The organism is Rhizobium sp. SRDI969, assembly GCF_025152725.1.
GTDB classification, from domain to species: domain Bacteria; phylum Pseudomonadota; class Alphaproteobacteria; order Rhizobiales; family Rhizobiaceae; genus Rhizobium; species Rhizobium leguminosarum_I.
Genome location: NZ_CP104035.1, coordinates 2,676,928 through 2,693,940, shown reverse-complemented (window position 1 = coordinate 2,693,940; position 17,013 = coordinate 2,676,928). Strand labels below are relative to the sequence as shown.

Genomic DNA, 17,013 nt, shown 5'->3' with positions numbered 1-17,013 from the left:
CGGAATAATCGCTTGATGGGGCTGACATCGAGCAGCAAATTCTGGATCGAGCGCCTTGATATCGGATGGCGTCTACACTTGTCACCGTGACAAGAAAATAGGTCAGTATTATTGACATAATTTCCGCGGCATGATTTGTCGGCGGTATAGAAAATACGAGGAAACTCCATGCTGAACTGGGACACCATGTTTGCGTCGCGCTCGTCGCGCATGCGCGCATCCGAAATCCGCGAGCTCTTAAAGCTTCTCGACCGGCCCGACATCATCTCCTTTGCCGGCGGCATTCCTGATCCGGCGCTGTTTCCGGATCGGGAATTCAAGCAGGCCTATGCCGATATCTTCGACGGCGCCGCCGTCAATTCGGCGCTGCAATATTCGGTCAGCGAGGGCTACAAGCCGCTGCGCGAATGGCTGGTCGGGCAGATGGCGGCTCTCGGCATCCCTTGCGAGCTCGACAATGTCTTCATCGTGTCCGGTTCGCAGCAGGGTCTCGATTATCTCGGCAAGCTCTTCCTGTCGCCTGATGACACCGCACTCGTGACATGGCCGACCTATCTCGGCGCGCTGCAGGCCTTCAACGCCTATGAACCAGCCTACGACCAGCTGACGCCGAACGGTAATCGGACGCCCGAGTCCTACCGCGCGGCCGCTTCCGCTGCCGGCGGCAAGGTGAAGTTCGCCTATCTTTCCGCCGACTTCTCCAACCCGACCGGCGAGACCGTCGATCTCGACGGCCGCAAAAAGGTCTTGGCACTGGCAGAAGATCTCGACATCGCCCTCATCGAGGATGCGGCCTACCAGTCGCTGCGTTACGACGGCGATCCGATCCCGCCGATCCTGGCGCTCGAGATCGCCGAGAAGGGCCATATCAACGATACGCGCACGATCTATTGCGGCAGCTTCTCGAAGACGCTGGCACCCGGTCTTCGCGTCGGCTTCATCGTCGCAAACGCGCCCGTCATCCGCAAGCTGGTGCTGATGAAGCAGGCGGCCGACCTGCATTCTTCGACGATCAACCAGATGACGATATCAGATGTCGCCGAGCGCGGCTTCGATGCGCAGGTCGCCAAGATCAAGGCCGCCTACAGCAAGCGCCGCGACTGCATGCTGGCCGCACTTGACAAATACATGCCGGAAGGCACCAGTTGGACGAAGCCGGAGGGCGGCATGTTCATCTGGATCACGCTGCCCGAGGGCATGGACGGCGCCAAGCTGCTGGCGAAATCACTCGAAACCGCCAAGGTCGCCTTCGTGCCCGGCAAGGCGTTCTTCGCCGATGGTTCAGGCGCCAACACCTTCCGAGTCAGCTTCTCCTGCGCCAACGAGCAGATGATCGAAGACGGCATCGGCCGCCTGAGCGCGCTGATCTCGGCCGAAATCGGCGGCTGACGTGAGAGGTTGAGGAGAGGGCGTGCCGTGCGGCCCCCTTCCGACCCTTCGGGCCCCCTTCTCCGCTGGGGAGAAGAGGAAGCAAGCCGTAAGCTTTCGCTTCCATAACGAACGCTTTCGAGGAGGCGAGGCGTTGCCGCGAATCTCTTCTCCCCAGCGGGGAGAAGGTGGCGGCAGCCGGTTGAGGGGGTGAGCGGCAGAGAGCCGCGAATGCACTGAGCGCAGGCGAAGAGCAACATGTGGCACAAGCCATACAGCTCCATAGGCTCCCCGTTTTGCAAACCAGGCAGCCAGGGCGCCGATCAGAAGATCGTCGTCCAACCTTCGTTCGCCGTCTCGCTCTTGCCGTAGCCGACCCGGTCGGCCACGGCGCCGTCGGCATTGCGCAGGATGATGTCGCCGCCCCTGTTGGCAAGCTGCGGGCCGCCGGCTGCGGCATCGAGCGCTATGGTGCGCAACTCGCCGGCGCTAAGCGATCCCGACAGCGTCTGGCTCCTGCCGTTTTCGTCCTCCAGCTTCCAGCCGTCGAGCGATGCCTCCATGTCGGAGCGGTTGATGATCGTTACCGTTTCGGCCTCGGTGCCGCCTTCGCCGTTCACCGGGTTGATCAGCGCGGCGACGATGCGCAGCGACGAGGCGACGATCGGCTGCGGCCGGCGTGTGCCTTCGCCGCGGCCCTGGCCGCCGCGGCTGTCGGAAAGCGGATGACCGGTCATCGCATCGGTGTTCCAGTTCTGCGACTGGAAGCAGAGGAAGATCGCCGCCCATTCGTCGGTATCGTTGAAATGGACGAGCAGGGCGCCATCCTGGTTCGGCCCGTTGGTGGCCTTGAAGCTGCCGCCGTCGCCCTGGTTCATGTGGATGTCGTGGATGCCGTTGCCCGGTTCGAAGTCGAAATATTGGTCCGGCTTGTTGTTCTCAGGCCCCCAGGCCTCGCCGAAGGCGTAGAAGTGTACGTCGGAATCGACAATGCCCTCCTGGACGATCGGCTCGATGAAGTCACGCAGGTCGTTCTTCGGGCCGGTGAGCTGAAAGGGCGCGACATTCATGTCCTCGCGCTCGATCAGCCCGCCGCGGACATAGTCGATGGCAAGCTCCGGACGGTCCTTGCGGATGTCGGTCAGGCCCATCGGCAGGGCTTCGAGCGCCTCGGTCAGCGCCGGGTGCTTGAAATCGACGATATTGGCGTAGAGCAAGTCGTGTGGCGATTCCTTGGAGCGGACGTTGAGCGCGATGCGGTAGCTGACGCCGTTCGCCTCAATGCGGATCTCGATGTGCGGATCGTTGTCGTCGTCAAGAGCGAGTGCGCTCGCCGTACCCTTCAGGACGTTGTAATTCTTCAGCATGGAGAACCTCGCGGGAGTGGCGGGGTCTTACGATAACACGGCGAAAGCGCATCTTTTGTGACGGCTAAAGTATGGCGCGATCTTTCAGATTCGCCTGCCACACTTTAGGTCTTTGATTGAGCATGTCGCGGTCGCAAAACCGCTGCATACTTTTGCGCGACATGCTTTGTCTTCCGCCGTGCAACGCCGGATCCGCTATCGCCTATTACTGGAGATGCGGGCCGAAAAGCTCCAGGTCGGCTTCACCAAGCCTGTCGCTAACCGTGTTCAGCTGATGCCAATAGGGATAGATCACCGGCGGCAAGCTGACCGCGTCGAGGCGCTTGCGTTCGTCGTCCGTGAGTTTCAGCTCGGCAGCGGCGATGTTGTCGCGGAACTGGGCTTCGGTGCGGCCGCCGATGATGACCGAGGTCACGGCCTTGCGGCCGATCAGCCAGGCGAGCGCCACCTGTGCCGCCGAAACGCCGCGCTCTTCGCCGATCGCGACCAACGTCTCGACGATATTCCAGAGCCGGTTCTCGTCGCGGATCGGCGGTTCGGTCCAGCCGGCGAACTGGCGCGTGCCTTCGGGCGCTGCCTGGTTGCGGCGATGCTTGCCGGAGAGCAGGCCGCCGGCGAGCGGGCTCCAGACCAGCACGCCGAGTCCCTGATCGATCGAGATCGGCAGCAGCTCGTATTCGGCGTCGCGCGCCTCCAGCGTATAGTGGATCTGCTGGCTGACGAAGCGCTGGTACCGGTGCTCGTTGGCGATGCCGAGCGCCTTCATGATGTGCCAGCCGGAATAATTCGAGCAACCGACGTAACGCACCTTGCCCTGCCTGATCAGGGTGTCGAGCGCTTCCATCGTCTCTTCCAGCGGCGTCTGGCCGTCCCATTCATGCACTTGGTAAAGGTCGATGACATCGGTTTTCAGGCGCTTGAGGCTCGCCTCGCATTCGCGGATCAGGTGGTAGCGCGACAGGCCCTGGTCGTTCGGGCCGTCGCCCATGCTGAAGCGGGCCTTGGTGGCGAGCAACACGCCCTGCGGTCGCTTGCCGCCGAGCACATCGCCGATGATGTTTTCGCATTCGCCCGATGAATAGGCATTGGCAGTGTCGATCAGGTTGATGCCGGCATCGATGCATATGTCGATCATCTTGCGCGCCTCGGCGACGCCGAGGTCGCCGACGGTCTTTGCCCAGCCGACGCCACCGAAGGTCATCGTGCCCATGGTCAAAGTCGAGATCTTCAGGCCGGAACGGCCGAGCAGACGATATTCCATTGAAATTCCTCCCTCATCGAAATGTGAGTGACGTAGCGCAAAGCACGGCAATGGCAAATTGCCGCGCGTTCACGCCTGCGTGAACTCTCACACGCGGGTTCACTGGCGGGCGAGGATGATCAGGCGATCGGCCTCGGCAAAGGCCAGAAGATCCGATTTCCCGGGATTGACGACGACGCCGGAAAGATTGCGGGCGTCGGCTTCTCCCTGCCGCTGCCGTTGATAGCCGATCGCGACCTCGCCGCGGCGTAGCGCCGCAAGGCAGATCGTATAGAAGGTCAGCGGCTTGTCGATCGAAACGTAGTCGGTGACCGGGCGCATGTAGATTTCCGAGCCGTCCTCGTCGAGCAGTTCGTCGAAGATCGCCGCCATCTGGCCGTTCTCGGAGGCCTGCGCCAGCATCAGGCTGACGAGCTTGTTGCTGACGACGAAATCGTCGGCGCGGGTTACGGCGGCAAGCTCACGGTTGCGCACGTCGATCATCTCGCTGACGATGCCGATGTGGCGGCCGGTCTTCTCGGCGATCCGGCGTAGCTGCAAAAGGGTGACGAGCGTGCGGGTGTCGGCGGGTTGTGCGGCCATGTGGTCGGAGTAGCCAAGCACAAGCACGTGGTCGTAGCCGGGAATATCGAGGTCGTCGAGTTCGGCGCGGCTGCTGGTGTCGGTGACGCGGCAGGTGACCGCCATGTTGTCGCTTGCAAACGTCAGGCCACGAACCTCCTCCTCGATATCGGGCGTATCGGCGGCGATGGTGAGTTGCGAACCCGGGGCGACATAACGCGACAGCTCGCGGGCGATGATCGGGCCGCGGCGGTTCCAGCCGAGCATCAGCGTGCGCTCCGCCTTTGCCTCGCGTGTCACTGGAGCCCGGATCGCCTCCTTGTCGACACGCATCTCGGCGGCGGCGCTTTTGATCGCGGCATCGTCTTCGGCGATGATGATGGCGCGCTCGCCGGGCAGGAAGTTGCGGTTTGCCGGCGGGTTGAGATGGACCGCGCCCTCGTTGTCGCAGAAGCCGATCGGCGTCGAGGTCTCGTACATCATCACCGCGGCGCCGAAGCTTTTACCGGAGAGTTCGGGCTGCTCGAGCGTATAGATCTCACAGCCTTCGAAATCGAGCAGTTCGGAATAGACGCCTGACAGGCCCGACTGGCGGCTGGAATGGGCGACAATGCGCGAGATCAGGTCGTCGGCAAGCACCAGTTGCAATTCCTTGCCGCCGACGATGCGCGCCACCTCGGCATTCCTGGTGTCGCGGATTTCGGCGGCGATCTGGTAGGGCTACTTGCGGCGGCCGGGATCGTTGACGAGGGCGAGCACCGTCTTGATGACTTCGGAATCGGCATGGTCGCCTTCCGGCGACAGCACGATGATCGAGCGCGAGGTGTGCGGATTGACGATGCTGATGTCGTAAAGATCAGTCGGATCGCCGCTGCGGCAGATGATACGGGTGTTCCTGAGATTTTCGATCTTGTCGGCAAGCTCGTCCTCCATCTCCACCTTGTCCTTGGCGGCCATGATGACAATGCGCGGGCGGCGCCGGCTGGTGTTGGCAATGACGAGTTCGGAGATGACGTCGAAGATTGAGGGCGACCAGTTGAAGATGATCGTATGGTCGTTTTCGAGCACCTGCGAGCGGCCCTTGCGCAGGTCATCCAGCTTTTCCTCGATGCCGGAACTCAGCACGCCGATCAGGGCCGAGAAGACGAAGATGCCCGATATGGTGACGACAAGGGAGACGCCGCGGAAGGGCCAGCCGATATCACCGCCCATCGTGCCGGCGTCCATAGTGCGCATCAGCGATTCCCAGGCACCCTCGACGAAGCTCATATGCTCGCCGCCGTCGGGCGCAATACCGGTCAGCGCAAGCAGCAGACCTGCAGCGATGATGACAACCAGCGATATCACCGCCAGCCAGCCGATCAGGGCGATCGGGCCGGCGGCCATGCTCTTGTCGAACTGGTAGCGCAGGCGCGCGCGCCAGGGTGTCCGTCTCATTCTTGCCATCCCCTCGAATCGGCCCGGATCGGGCCGCGTCCATAGGCGATTCCAGAAATCGAGGGGGCGATCAACTGTATTGTCGGCAGGGCAGGCGAACCACCAAGGAAGGTTGTGGGAATGGGCCGCGTCGGCTGCGGCGCGCTGTCACATGTCTGTCAACGACCCCTAATAAGGGAGGGGTATCGAAATCGAGGATCTTCCCCATGAAAACCATCGTTTCCGCCGCAGCGCTTCTCGCCGCGAGCCTGTTTGCCATTCCGGCGTCCGCCGCAAACCTCGTTCTCTATACCAGCCAGCCGAACGAAGACGCACAGGCGACGGTCGACGGCTTCATGGCTGCCAATCCCGATATCAAGGTCGACTGGGTTCGCGACGGCACGCCGAAGATCATGGCCAAGCTGCAGGCCGAGATCCAGGCCGGCAACCCGGTTGCCGATGTTCTGCTGATTGCCGACGTGGTGACGCTGGAGCGCCTCAAGCAAGATGGAAAGCTCATGGCCTACAAGTCGCCGGAAGCCGCAGGGTACGACGCCGCCCTCTACGACGCCGACGGTTACTACTACTCGACCAAGCTGATCACGACAGGCATCATCTACAATACCTCGGCCGCGATGAAGCCGGCGAGCTGGAAGGACTTGACCAAGCCGGAAGCCAAGGGCCTCGTCACCATGCCGAGCCCGCTTGCCTCGGGTGCGGCCCTCATCCACGCCCAGACGCTCGCCGCCGTTCCCGGCCTTGGCTGGGACTTCTACAAGTCGCTCGCGGAAAACGGCGCAATCGCGGCCGGCGGCAACGGCGCCGTGCTGAAGTCCGTCGCCTCGGGTGAGAAGGCTTACGGCATGGTCGTCGATTACCTGCCGATCCGCGAGAAGGCCAAGGGCGCTCCGGTCGAGTTCGTCTTCCCGAGCGAAGGCGTTTCGGCCGTCACCGAGCCGGTCGGCATCCTTGCCAGCACCAAGAACGCCGATGCCGCCAAGACGTTCGTCGATTACGTGCTCTCCGAAAAGGGCCAGGAAGGCTTCCTGAAGCTCGGCTACATCCCGGCCCGCAACGGCATGAAGCTGCCGGAAGGCTTTCCGGCGCGAGACACCATCAAGATCCTGCCGATCAAGGCGCCCGAAGCGTTGAAGAATACCGATGAGGATCTCAAGACCTTCTCGGGCATCTACCGCTCGAACTGATCCTTTCATGCACGGATACATCAAAACCGGAAACAGCCAGCCCGCCTGGCTGTTTCCTTTTGTCGTCATCATCGTCCTGATGCTCAGCGTGCTGCCGCTCGCCCGTCTTGCCATGGTCGGGATCGCGGCTTTCGCCAATGGCGGCGTGATGACGGTTCTGAGCGAAGCCTCGCTCTGGTCCGCAACCTATTACACGATCGTCACTGCCATTTTGGGCACGATCATCTCGCTTGTCATCGGCTGCCTCTTTGCTTTCCTGCTGACGCTGACCGATATCCGCGGCAAGGGGCTGCTCAGCTTCTTCTTCGTGCTGCCGATGATGATCCCGCCGCAGGTGACGGCGCTGGCCTGGGTGCAGATGTCAGGCCCCTCCAGCCCGCTGTTGAAGGCGCTGCACATCGCTCCGCCGCTCGGCTCGCCGCAGCCGCTCTATTCGGTGGGCGGCATCGCGCTGCTTAATGGCGTGCAGCATGCGCCGCTGGTCTATCTGGCGCTCCGAGCCGGGCTGATGACGCTGCCGCGCGACGGGGTCGAAGCCGCGCGGCTTTCCGGCGCTTCCAGCCTGCGGGTTTTCCGCGACATCATTCTGCCCCTGTCGCTGCCCGGCATCATCGCGGGTGCGGCGATCTCCTTCGTCTCCTGCACCGGCAATTTCGGCATTCCCGCCATTCTGGGCATTCCGGCCTCGATCTTCACGCTGCCGACGTTGATCTTCACCAAGTTTTCCGCCTTCACCAGCCGTACCTTCGGCGACGTCGCCGTGCTCTCGGCAATCATCGCCAGCATCTCGGTCGTCGGGTTGATGATCCAGGACCGGGCGCTGCGCGACCGCGACTACCGCGTCATCGGGTTATCCGGGGCGAGTGCGGCCTTCGAACTCGGCGCCTGGCGCCTTGTTTTCACACCGCTCGTATGGGCGATCCTGTTCTTCATGCTGGCAGCACCCTTCTTCGCGCTTGTCGCCGGCGCGCTGGTGCCGGCCTATGGCGTGCCGCTCACCTTTAAAACCATGTCGCTGCATGCTTTTGAGGAGATCCTGTTTCGGCAGGCGGTGACGCGCACCGCCTTCATCAACTCGCTGTCACTTGCCGGCGCGACCGCGCTTTGTCTCCTCGTGGTGACGATGCTTGCGGCCTATGCGCTGGCACGACGCAGGGATCTGGCTTCCCGCATCGTCTCGAGCCTGATCGAGATACCCTATTCATTGCCCGGTATCGTCATCGCGGTCTGCTTCATCCTGGTGTTCGCAGCACCGATTCCAATCCTGCACGTCTCGCTCTACGGCACGATCTGGATCATCCTGATCGCCTATTTCTCCTCCTTCTTTGCCGTCAGCCTGAAGCCGGTGGTCAGCGCCTTCCACCAGCTCGATCCGGCGCTGGAAGAGGCGGCGCGGCTTTCCGGGGCCGGCTTCTTCCGCCGGCTTTTCGATATCATCGTGCCGCTGATTGCGCCCGCCGCCGGCGCATCGGTCATCCTCGTCTTCCTGATCGCCTGCAACGAGCTGACGATCTCGGCGCTGCTCTGGTCGGCCGGCACGCAGACACTCGGCGTCGCCATCTATAATCTCGACGACAGCGGCAGCTCCGACCTTGCCTCGGCGCTTTCGGTGCTCGTCGTCCTCATGGTCATCGTGCTGATGTTGCTGCTCGAACTTTTGGCGAAACGGCTGCCGAAAGGAGTGGTCCCATGGCGAGGCTGACCCTCAACCAGCTCGGCAAGGATTTTGGTACAGGTCGGGCCGCCGTCAGCGGTTTTTCGCTCGAGGTGCGCGAGGGCGGCTTCCTGGCGCTGCTCGGGCCTTCCGGCTGCGGCAAGACGACGGTACTGCGCATGATCGCCGGTTTCGAGACGCCGAGCGACGGCTCCATCCATCTCGGCGAGCGATTGCTTGCCGATGCCGCGCAGTCGCTGCCGCCGGAAAAGCGCAACATGGCGATGGTCTTCCAGTCTTATGCGCTTTGGCCGCATATGAGTGTCGCCGACAATGTCGGCTATCCCCTCAAGGTGCGCGGCATTTCGGGCGAGGCCTACCGAACGAAGGTGCGCGACGCGCTCGGCATCGTGCGGCTTGCCGACTATGCCGAACGGCCTCCAGCCGATCTCTCCGGCGGCCAGCGCCAGCGCGTCGCGCTCGCCCGCTGCCTGGTGACATCACCCGACGTGGTGCTGCTCGACGAGCCGCTCGCCAATCTCGACCGGCATCTGAAACAGGAGATGGAGGAGACTTTTCGCGAGTTCCACCAGCGCTCGGGCGCAACGATGATCTACGTCACCCACGACCAGAGCGAGGCAATGGCGCTCGCGACCGACGTCGCCGTCATGTCGGAAGGGGGGCTGCTGCAGGTGGCGGCTCCCGTCGAGATCTACGCGCGGCCGGAAGGACGCATCGTCGGCGGGCTGATCGGGCGAGGCGCGATCGTGTCGCTGCCGCGTGCTGCTGGTGACAACAGGGCGCTGGATTGGCAGGCGCTGGAGCCGATGTTTGCTGGCACTGTTACCAGGGCAGCCAACGGCGACAGGGTCGATGTCCTCGTCCGGCCGGAAGATGTTATGGTCTCCGGCGAGAATACCGCCGGCGAGGGGATCGCGGCGATGGTCGAGTCCGTGCTCTTCGAGGGCGAGCGTTATGCGCTGAAGCTCGTCCTCACCGACAATCAGGTGCTGCGGGCCTATGCCCGTTTTCCCGTCCGGACGGGTGACAGCCTCAGGCTATCGGTACGCGCGGCGTGGCGGCTTTGAGACGCCGTGCCCCGCCAAAATCATTCGCTGCCGGAACATTGCCAGCGGATGACGCGGCAGCCGCCGGTTTGCCGGTTGCAGCTGCCGATCGCCTGGCGCTGGGCCTCGCGGCCATCATAACCCCAGCCGGAGCCCCAGCCGCTGCGACGGCCGACGGCTACCGCGCCGCAGCCGTTTCGGAACCAGATAGCGATGCGACAATCGTTGGCGCTGCTGTCGCAATTGCGTCGGGCAACGGTTTCTGCGTCGCCGCGAGTGTCATAAGCATAGGACCAGCCGGTGGCGCTCGTCGAGGGCGAGTAGGCGATGGCGCCGTAGGTGTCGGCAAGGGCCGCGCCGGCGAGGGACGTCAGAACCGCAAACGATGCAAGAACCCGCTTCATGAAATGCCCCGCGCCGGAATGATGATTGCCCTCTGCGGAGAACTATGTCAGCAGCCTAAGTCACAGGCAATCGCCTTCGGGGCTGTAAGCGGGGTGGTTGTCCGCATATTTCTTGGCTCCGCCATCTTTTCCTGCGGCTTCTGCTGGTTAAGTTACTCCCCGCAACCGGATCCTTCCCATGTCGCTTCGCCTGGCCACCTTCAATGTCGAAAATCTGCTGACCCGTTTCGATTTTACCGGCTTCCGCAACCAGTTACGCCAGGATCGCGTCATCAAGCTTTTCCAGGTGTCGAGCGAGGGCGTCTATCAACAGCTCGAGCAGGCCCGGGTGATTGCCGCCGCCGACGATACCCGGCAGATGACGGCGCTCGCGATCGCCGATGCTGACGCCGATATCCTCTGCCTGCAGGAAATCGACAACATGGCTGCCCTTCAGGCCTTCGAATACGGCTATCTCTTCCGCATGGTCGGAAACGGCTACCGCCAAAAATACCTGGTCGAGGGCAATGACAGCCGCGGCATCGATGTTGCCGTCTTGATGCGTGAGGAAACGCGCGACGGCCAGAAGATCGAGCTCAGGGATATCAGAAGCCATGCGATGACGACCTATCGCGACTTTGATCTCTTCGACGAGGACGTGGCGCTCACCAACCGTATCGACGACAAGATCTTCAAACGCGATTGCCTGGAGCTCGATCTTCTGATCGGCGGCCGGCCGTTTTCGCTCTACGTCGTGCATTTCAAGTCGATGGGCAATCCGCGCGACGGGCTGGACGGGCGGCAATCGACCATGCCGATCCGCCGCGCCGAGGCGCGCGCCGTGCGCCGCATCATCGAGGATCGCTTCGGTGCGGAGCAAGCCGGCACGAAGAGCTTCGCCATCTGCGGAGACATGAATGACTATCAGGAGCGTGTCGACGTCATCGGCCGCCGGGGCACGGGCTATCGCTTCGGACATCACAACGAGTCCGAAAGCGCGCTCGACGTTTTCAGTAGCGACGGCTTTGCCGAAAATGTGGTGCGCCGCCGGGAACCTCTCGACCGCTGGACGCTCTATCACGCTCGCGGGCCACAGGAGCAGTGGCTTTGCCAACTCGACTATCTCTGGCTTTCGCCAGCACTTGCCGCCCATAATGCCGGCCGCCTGCCCGAAATCATCCGCAGCGGCCAGCCCTACCGCACCATCTTCCCGCCGGGGCAGGAGGTGGAGCGTTATCCGCGCACCGGCTGGGACAGGCCGAAGGCGTCCGATCACTGCCCTGTCGTCATGACACTAGATCTCCCATGAAAACGTATTTGAACATGAATTTTCCGAATACCGATTTTTCCGATTTCGCCGGCTGGCCCCCGGAAGCCACGGTCTTCCCGATCGCCGGCGTGGATCTGCGCATCCTGCCCAGTCCCCATCCCTTCGCGGTCGCCGAACAAGCGGCGATCCGGGAGAACTGGGCCAGGGAGACGGCCGCCAATCCGGCGCTGTTCGATGGGCGCATGGTGTTTCAGCAGCGGCTCTCGCTCAATGAAAACGGGATTGCGGGCGAGGGCCACGTCATTCCCTTTTCCGCCTTCATGTGGTGGCGCCGGCAGCCGCAGCGTCAGGGCGGCATTCACATCTTCGCCTATCCGGTGCTGGAAACCTCGGACGGTGCGCTTGTGGCGATCCGTATGGGCGCCCATACAGCCAATCCCGGCCAGGTCTATTTCGCCGCCGGCTCGCTGGAACCGGAGGATATCGTCGACGGGCGCTGCGACATCGAGGCAAACATGCGCCGCGAGGTCCATGAAGAAACCGGATTGGATCTTAGCCGTTCGGTGGCGGGGCAGGGGCTCTTCGCCAGCCATTCCAACCGGACGGTGACGCTGTTGCGGCTCTTCCGCTTCGATATGACGGCGGACGAGATGGTCGAACGGATCGAGAGTCACATGCTCGTCGCCGAGGACAAGGAGATCGCGGGTGCAGCGGCGATCCGCTCGGCCGATCACTCGGCGCACCCCTATAATATCGCCATGCTGCCCGTGATCGACTGGTATTTCGGCAAGGCCGAGCGGAGTTGATGTATCCCCCCAAAGCCATGTAGCGTTTCGGGATAACGACATGCATCACCTAAAGATCGAAAGCGCGTCATGTGATTCCGGTTGACGTGACGCGTTTTAGCGCCTTGCACTCGTTCGCCCGGTCGGGCAGGTTGGCGGCGCGATGACGATTCAAGGAGGCCGATGTGGCGCGAAGCTACAGCGTCTATGACGTGTTCACCGATCGAAAGCTTGCGGGCAACCCGCTGGCGGTGATCTTCGACGGAGACAATCTCAGCGACGAGGCGATGCAGGCAATCACCCGGGAGATCAATCTCTCGGAGACAGTCTTCGTGCAGCCTTCGACCAACCCCGCCTATGCGGCGCGTCTGAGGATATTCACGCCTGGGCGCGAGCTGCCCTTTGCCGGCCATCCGACGGTCGGCACGGCGGTGGCGCTGGCTGAACGGGTGCACGGTGCTGCGACGCGCGATCTCGTCACGGTGCTCGAGGAAAATGTCGGGCCGGTGCGTTGCGCGGTGCGGCTGAGAGAGGGTGAGGCGAGCTTTGCCGAATTCGACCTGCCGCGGAAATCGCAGCCCGCCAGCATGCCGCTCGACAAGCTCGGGATAGCCGATGCGCTGTCGCTGAAGGTGACCGAGATCAGCTTCGAAAATCACGTCCCGTCGGTCTGGAGCGCCGGCGTTCCCTTCCTGCTCATTCCGGTGCACGACGTCGGAGCCACGCAGCGAGTGGAATTCGATCCGCAACTCTGGGAAAAGATTGTGCCCTTCGTCGATGGCGCGCTTGCCTCGGCCTATGTCTATTGCCGCGGCGGCGTCAACCACGTGGCGAAGTTCCATGCGCGCATGTTCGCAAGCGGCATGGGTATCGCCGAAGACCCGGCCACCGGCTCGGCGGCGGCCGCACTCTCCGGCGCGATCCACCATTTCGACCGGCTGACGGACGGGCATCACCCGATCATGATCGAGCAGGGGGTCGAAATGGGCCGGCCGTCCTTCATCCACCTGCATATCGATGTCGACGCGGGAGCGATCTCCAACGCGCGGATCGGCGGCCAGGCGGTACGGCTGGCCAGCGGCACGCTCGACCTTTGATTTCACTGGCGCTGAGGACGCTCTATCACTTTGAATCGGCGCATAATCCTTCCCAAAAATCGATTCCGATTTTCGGGCTTCTGCGCTGTATTTCAGCCATGCCGAAAAATCTTCGCGATTAACCAAAGAAATTTCGCCTATGCGCTGGACAAGCCTGCCGATCCTGTTTATACGCCCCGTCACACCGCGCAGCCAAGCGCGAACGGGTGATTAGCTCAGTTGGTAGAGCAGCTGACTCTTAATCAGCGGGTCGTAGGTTCGAGCCCTACATCACCCACCAAATCTCTTGAAAAGATAGATGTATTGAAATCAGGCCGGATTTTCCGGCCTGCTGGAAGCGGGCGACATTGCTAGCCTTGCCCAAATGACTGGTCGCAGTGATCTGTGCGCGCTAGTTTCCCTCACACACTGGGAGGGTCCCATGAGAAGCGTCATTCTAGTCGTTGCCTTGTCTCTGCCGTTACCGGCCTTTGGCGCAGGCGTCATGAACGTCAAAGCGAGCGAGCATAGTTGCAGCGAGCTTGCTCAGATCATTCGCCAGAACAAAAAGGTCTTTGTTCGCATGGGTTTCGGCGGCCGCAGTTTCCGTTATCCGCCCGCCCAGTGCAGTATGGGTGACAAGCGCACCACGACCAGTTTGCGCGATGGCGAGGGAAAGCAATGCATCCTTGATTATTCCTGCGTCTTCGACCCCGCGTCGCCTTATAACTTTCCCTAGAACGGGATGATTTTAGGCCGGGTCGGCCTGAAATCCGAATCCTTTTCTAGATTAAAGAGTTAAAGCAGGATGTCGTCCGAAAACTGCTCACACTTTTCGGCATCATGCTCTGGACGCTTCCGTTGTGAGAGGGAGCGAGCGGGAAGTGCGGGCGGCGGTCAACTTCAGACGGCGCCAACCGAGGTCACGTCAATCGCTGCCGCTCAGTTTCATGCCGGCGAGCCAGAGAGCGGCGACGATGAAAAACGACAGTACCGCCATCATTGCTATGGGCGGTGCGTATTCCTGGAAGGAATGCGAGGCGTTTAGTCTGATGACGTAAACAATCACAACCACAAGTTTGATCGCGATCAGCAGGGCCAAGGTCGCGTTTTTGGCGTAACGCGTGGTTTTCGGCCAATCGAAGCTTCTGGCGGGTGGCGCATCGACCTTCTGTGCTGGAACGGTCCTTGTCCGCTCCGGCTCTGGCAATGCAAGGTGTCTACGCCCAAACGTCGGTTTCATGGCCGGCAGCATAGACCAAACATCTTGATGGATCGGGGATGCGGCAACATCCTTGTGGAGTAGCGAAGGAGTGTCCCGTCCACCTGGATTCGCTGTCTCAAAGAGCCCGCGCGGTTGGTCGCTCATCCGACAATTTCTGTTTCGACACACGCCGTTATCGAGCGTGCCGGGAGGCAAAGGGGCAGGGCTGCTCAGATGTATAATTCGGAAGGTTTGCGGACTGGCGGCATCGGGTGCGATGCCTTAACTTCGCTCTATCACATTCAGGAGTTTCCATGAAAAGCGTTGTTCTGGCCGTCGCACTGCTGTTTCCGTCCGTCGCTCTTGCCGTCGAGGCGGCGGAGGTCAATGCCAGGGATCACAGTTGCGAAGAGCTTGCGCAGATCATCCGCAAGGACAAGGCAATTTTTGTGCGGATGGGCTTTGGCGGTCGCAGCTTCCGCTATCCGCCGGCCAGGTGCAATCTCGGCGACAAGTATGACACCGCAAGGGTGAGGGATGCCAATGGCAAGCTTTGCCTCCTCGACTACGAGTGCGTGTACGATCCGCAGTCTTTCTATAACAGGATTCCCAGATAATCCCGATCAGGCGTTGCCAGTACGGCTGTTGGTATGGATGACGAGGTCAAGAAAAAAAGGCCGGGCGAAATTCGCACCGACCTTCCTCGATCAGTCTCGATAACGGCTGCCAGTACCTCCGTGGTCAGCGGTCAGAGACAGATTCAGCATCCCGTAAATAGGGTTTGCTTAAATATCTTCAAGCGCTCGCGGCAGAAAAGAAGCCGGCACTGGGCCGGCTTCTGCTGGCCGGGCAGCGATTACTGCTGTGCCGGGGCAGCCGGCGGCGGAGTGGCCGGTGCTGGTGCCGGTGCGGGCGTTGCTGGTGCCGGTGCGGGCGTTGCGCTGTTATTGGTCGGAGCGATCGGCTTGGCCGGCGCCGGCTCGGATTGGGTCGTGGAGGCTGTCGTGTCCGGCGATGTGCCGGGGGTGCCCCACTGCGAATAGGCGAATGCAGCGACAGCGATCACGGCCAATGCAGCGACCCAGACAATCCACGTATTACTGCTGCGCGCGCTCGGCGTGGTGCGCAGATCCAAATTTGAGTTCAGCGGGCGGTTCGGGTCGTTGGCATTATTGGGGTCGTACGTCATGGTACTTTCTCCTCTTTCGGTCAGAGAAGAATGCCGAAGCGGGCTTTTTGTTCCGTTCTGGGCCGAAGCGCTTGTACTGATTGGGTTTTCGTACCTTCATTCGCGCTCTTCACTGGCACTTCGTGCATTCGCGGCTTTGCCACTCACCTCTCATCTGCCCGCCGGCTCGCCTGGAGGCGACCGGCAAAGACCGGGTGGAAGACCTGCCGGCTGATCGGGTGCCGTGGTGGATGGCAGGCCGCTGCCGCGGACGGCAAGCCGCCATGGCGCAATGCGCTTGACACGATGGGGTCTGTTTGCGCATGGTTCAGACATGGGGTCGCGATCACCCCACGAGGCGTCATGCTGAAGAATCGCGTCCAGTAAAACCGATCAACGGAGGGACGCGTCATGCCGTCATTTCTAGAAATCTCACCTGAAAAGCTCAGCCGCCTCATCGGGACGCCTGGGGCTCCCGTCATTATCGACGTGCGCACGGAGGAGGACTTCGCGCTCGATCCACGCCTGGTGCCGGGCTCGATCCGGCGCGCCTATGCCGATGTCGTGTCCTGGGTTGGCGGCGTCAATGCCGAAGCCGTCGTCGCGGTCTGCCAGAGAGGCGGCAAGCTCAGTCATGGTGTTGCCGCCTATCTCCGCCATGTCGGGATCGACGCGGAAAGCCTCGAAGGTGGCTTCGAGGCGTGGATCGTGGGCGGACCGGCCGTGCCAGAGGAAAAGCTGCCGCAACGCGACGCTGAGGGGCGCACCGTCTGGGTGACGCGGGCGCGGCCGAAGATCGATCGCATCGCCTGTCCCTGGCTGATCCGGCGCTTCATAGATCCGAATGCCGTGTTCCTGTTCGTGCCGGCGCCCGAGGTTTTGGCCGTCGGCGAGCGTTTCGCGGCGACGCCCTTCGATATCGAGGATGTGTTCTGGAGCCATCGCGGCGAATTCTGCACTTTTGACGTCATGATCGAGGAGTTCGGGCTGGCTTCGGAACCGCTTCTGCGCCTGGCGCGTATCGTCAGGGCGGCGGATACCGCAAGGCTCGACCTCGCCCCTGAGGCGGCGGGACTGCTTGCGGCATCGCTCGGCCTCTCCAGGATGTATTCCGACGATCTGGAGCAACTCGAGGCCGGGATGCTTCTCTACGACGCTTTTTTCCGCTGGTGCCGCGATGCGACCGAGGAAACCCACAATTGGCCGGCGCCAAAGAAGAGGGTATGAG

17 protein-coding genes and 1 tRNA gene are annotated in these 17,013 nt (G+C 62.0%); 11 read left to right on the top strand and 7 right to left on the bottom strand.

Annotated elements, in window-relative coordinates; translation table 11 throughout:
- Positions 1–168 precede the first annotated feature (168 nt).
- Positions 169–1,389, top strand: coding sequence for an aminotransferase-like domain-containing protein (locus N2A41_RS13595; RefSeq protein WP_260109010.1), 1,221 nt, complete (start codon positions 169–171; stop codon positions 1,387–1,389).
- 302 nt (positions 1,390–1,691) lie between these two features.
- Here the strand turns inward: N2A41_RS13595 and N2A41_RS13590 are convergent, their stop codons facing one another.
- The 4 genes from N2A41_RS13590 to N2A41_RS13575 all read right to left on the bottom strand — a co-directional run bounded on the left by N2A41_RS13590 (position 1,692) and on the right by N2A41_RS13575 (position 5,994).
- On the bottom strand, positions 1,692–2,735 hold the full coding sequence (locus N2A41_RS13590) for a DUF2278 family protein (RefSeq protein ID WP_260109009.1): 1,044 nt from the start codon (positions 2,733–2,735) through the stop codon (positions 1,692–1,694).
- Between the two features lie 205 nt (positions 2,736–2,940).
- Positions 2,941–3,996, bottom strand: coding sequence for an aldo/keto reductase (locus tag N2A41_RS13585; protein WP_260109008.1), 1,056 nt, complete (start codon positions 3,994–3,996; stop codon positions 2,941–2,943).
- A 99-nt stretch (positions 3,997–4,095) separates the two neighbouring features.
- Positions 4,096–5,232 (bottom strand): CASTOR/POLLUX-related putative ion channel, encoded by a 1,137-nt coding sequence (locus N2A41_RS13580; RefSeq protein WP_260109007.1) that lies wholly within the window; start codon positions 5,230–5,232, stop codon positions 4,096–4,098.
- 45 nt (positions 5,233–5,277) lie between these two features.
- Positions 5,278–5,994, bottom strand: a complete 717-nt coding sequence (locus tag N2A41_RS13575) for a hypothetical protein (RefSeq protein WP_260109006.1) — start codon at positions 5,992–5,994, stop codon at positions 5,278–5,280.
- A 206-nt stretch (positions 5,995–6,200) separates the two neighbouring features.
- Between N2A41_RS13575 and N2A41_RS13570 the strand changes: the two genes are divergently transcribed.
- Genes N2A41_RS13570 through N2A41_RS13560 form a run of 3 tightly spaced genes read left to right on the top strand, consistent with a single transcriptional unit; the run spans position 6,201 to position 9,920 of the window.
- The gene (locus N2A41_RS13570; protein ID WP_260109005.1) at positions 6,201–7,178 is read left to right on the top strand and encodes an ABC transporter substrate-binding protein; all 978 of its coding nucleotides are present in this window, start codon (positions 6,201–6,203) and stop codon (positions 7,176–7,178) included.
- Between the two features lie 7 nt (positions 7,179–7,185).
- Positions 7,186–8,880, top strand: coding sequence for an ABC transporter permease (locus N2A41_RS13565; RefSeq protein ID WP_260109004.1), 1,695 nt, complete (start codon positions 7,186–7,188; stop codon positions 8,878–8,880).
- The gene (locus N2A41_RS13560) at positions 8,868–9,920 is read left to right on the top strand and encodes an ABC transporter ATP-binding protein (protein WP_260109003.1); all 1,053 of its coding nucleotides are present in this window, start codon (positions 8,868–8,870) and stop codon (positions 9,918–9,920) included. The genes N2A41_RS13565 and N2A41_RS13560 overlap by 13 nt, the downstream gene beginning before the upstream one ends.
- A gap of 20 nt (positions 9,921–9,940) precedes the next feature.
- On the opposite strand, the gene N2A41_RS13555 is transcribed toward N2A41_RS13560, so the two are convergent.
- Positions 9,941–10,303 carry a DUF4189 domain-containing protein gene (locus tag N2A41_RS13555; RefSeq protein ID WP_170260731.1) on the bottom strand — a complete coding sequence of 121 codons (363 nt, stop codon included), beginning with the start codon at positions 10,301–10,303 and terminating at the stop codon, positions 9,941–9,943.
- A 178-nt stretch (positions 10,304–10,481) separates the two neighbouring features.
- Here N2A41_RS13555 and N2A41_RS13550 point away from each other — a divergent pair, with 178 nt between their 5' ends.
- From N2A41_RS13550 to N2A41_RS13530, 5 genes are all read left to right on the top strand, one after another.
- A complete protein-coding gene (locus N2A41_RS13550; RefSeq protein WP_260109002.1) occupies positions 10,482–11,591 on the top strand; it encodes an endonuclease/exonuclease/phosphatase family protein in 1,110 nt (369 codons plus the stop codon).
- Positions 11,588–12,358 (top strand): NUDIX hydrolase, encoded by a 771-nt coding sequence (locus tag N2A41_RS13545; protein WP_260109001.1) that lies wholly within the window; start codon positions 11,588–11,590, stop codon positions 12,356–12,358. The genes N2A41_RS13550 and N2A41_RS13545 overlap by 4 nt, the downstream gene beginning before the upstream one ends.
- 164 nt (positions 12,359–12,522) lie before the next feature.
- Positions 12,523–13,434 carry a PhzF family phenazine biosynthesis protein gene (locus N2A41_RS13540; RefSeq protein ID WP_260109000.1) on the top strand — a complete coding sequence of 304 codons (912 nt, stop codon included), beginning with the start codon at positions 12,523–12,525 and terminating at the stop codon, positions 13,432–13,434.
- Positions 13,435–13,638: 204 nt separating this feature from the next.
- Positions 13,639–13,714 (top strand) — tRNA-Lys (locus N2A41_RS13535).
- 141 nt (positions 13,715–13,855) lie between these two features.
- A complete protein-coding gene (locus tag N2A41_RS13530; protein ID WP_260108999.1) occupies positions 13,856–14,152 on the top strand; it encodes a hypothetical protein in 297 nt (98 codons plus the stop codon).
- A 189-nt stretch (positions 14,153–14,341) separates the two neighbouring features.
- On the opposite strand, the gene N2A41_RS13525 is transcribed toward N2A41_RS13530, so the two are convergent.
- Positions 14,342–14,782: a hypothetical protein gene (locus N2A41_RS13525; RefSeq protein ID WP_260108998.1), complete on the bottom strand. Its 441-nt coding sequence runs from the start codon at positions 14,780–14,782 to the stop codon at positions 14,342–14,344.
- 149 nt (positions 14,783–14,931) lie between these two features.
- Here N2A41_RS13525 and N2A41_RS13520 point away from each other — a divergent pair, with 149 nt between their 5' ends.
- A complete protein-coding gene (locus N2A41_RS13520) occupies positions 14,932–15,234 on the top strand; it encodes a hypothetical protein (protein ID WP_260108997.1) in 303 nt (100 codons plus the stop codon).
- Positions 15,235–15,473: 239 nt separating this feature from the next.
- Here the strand turns inward: N2A41_RS13520 and N2A41_RS13515 are convergent, their stop codons facing one another.
- Entirely contained in the window at positions 15,474–15,806 is a 333-nt protein-coding gene (locus N2A41_RS13515; RefSeq protein WP_260108996.1) for a hypothetical protein, read from the bottom strand.
- 390 nt (positions 15,807–16,196) lie between these two features.
- Here N2A41_RS13515 and N2A41_RS13510 point away from each other — a divergent pair, with 390 nt between their 5' ends.
- Complete coding sequence (locus N2A41_RS13510; protein WP_260108995.1) at positions 16,197–17,012, top strand: sulfurtransferase/chromate resistance protein; 816 nt, start codon at positions 16,197–16,199, stop codon at positions 17,010–17,012.
- Position 17,013 lies beyond the last annotated feature (1 nt).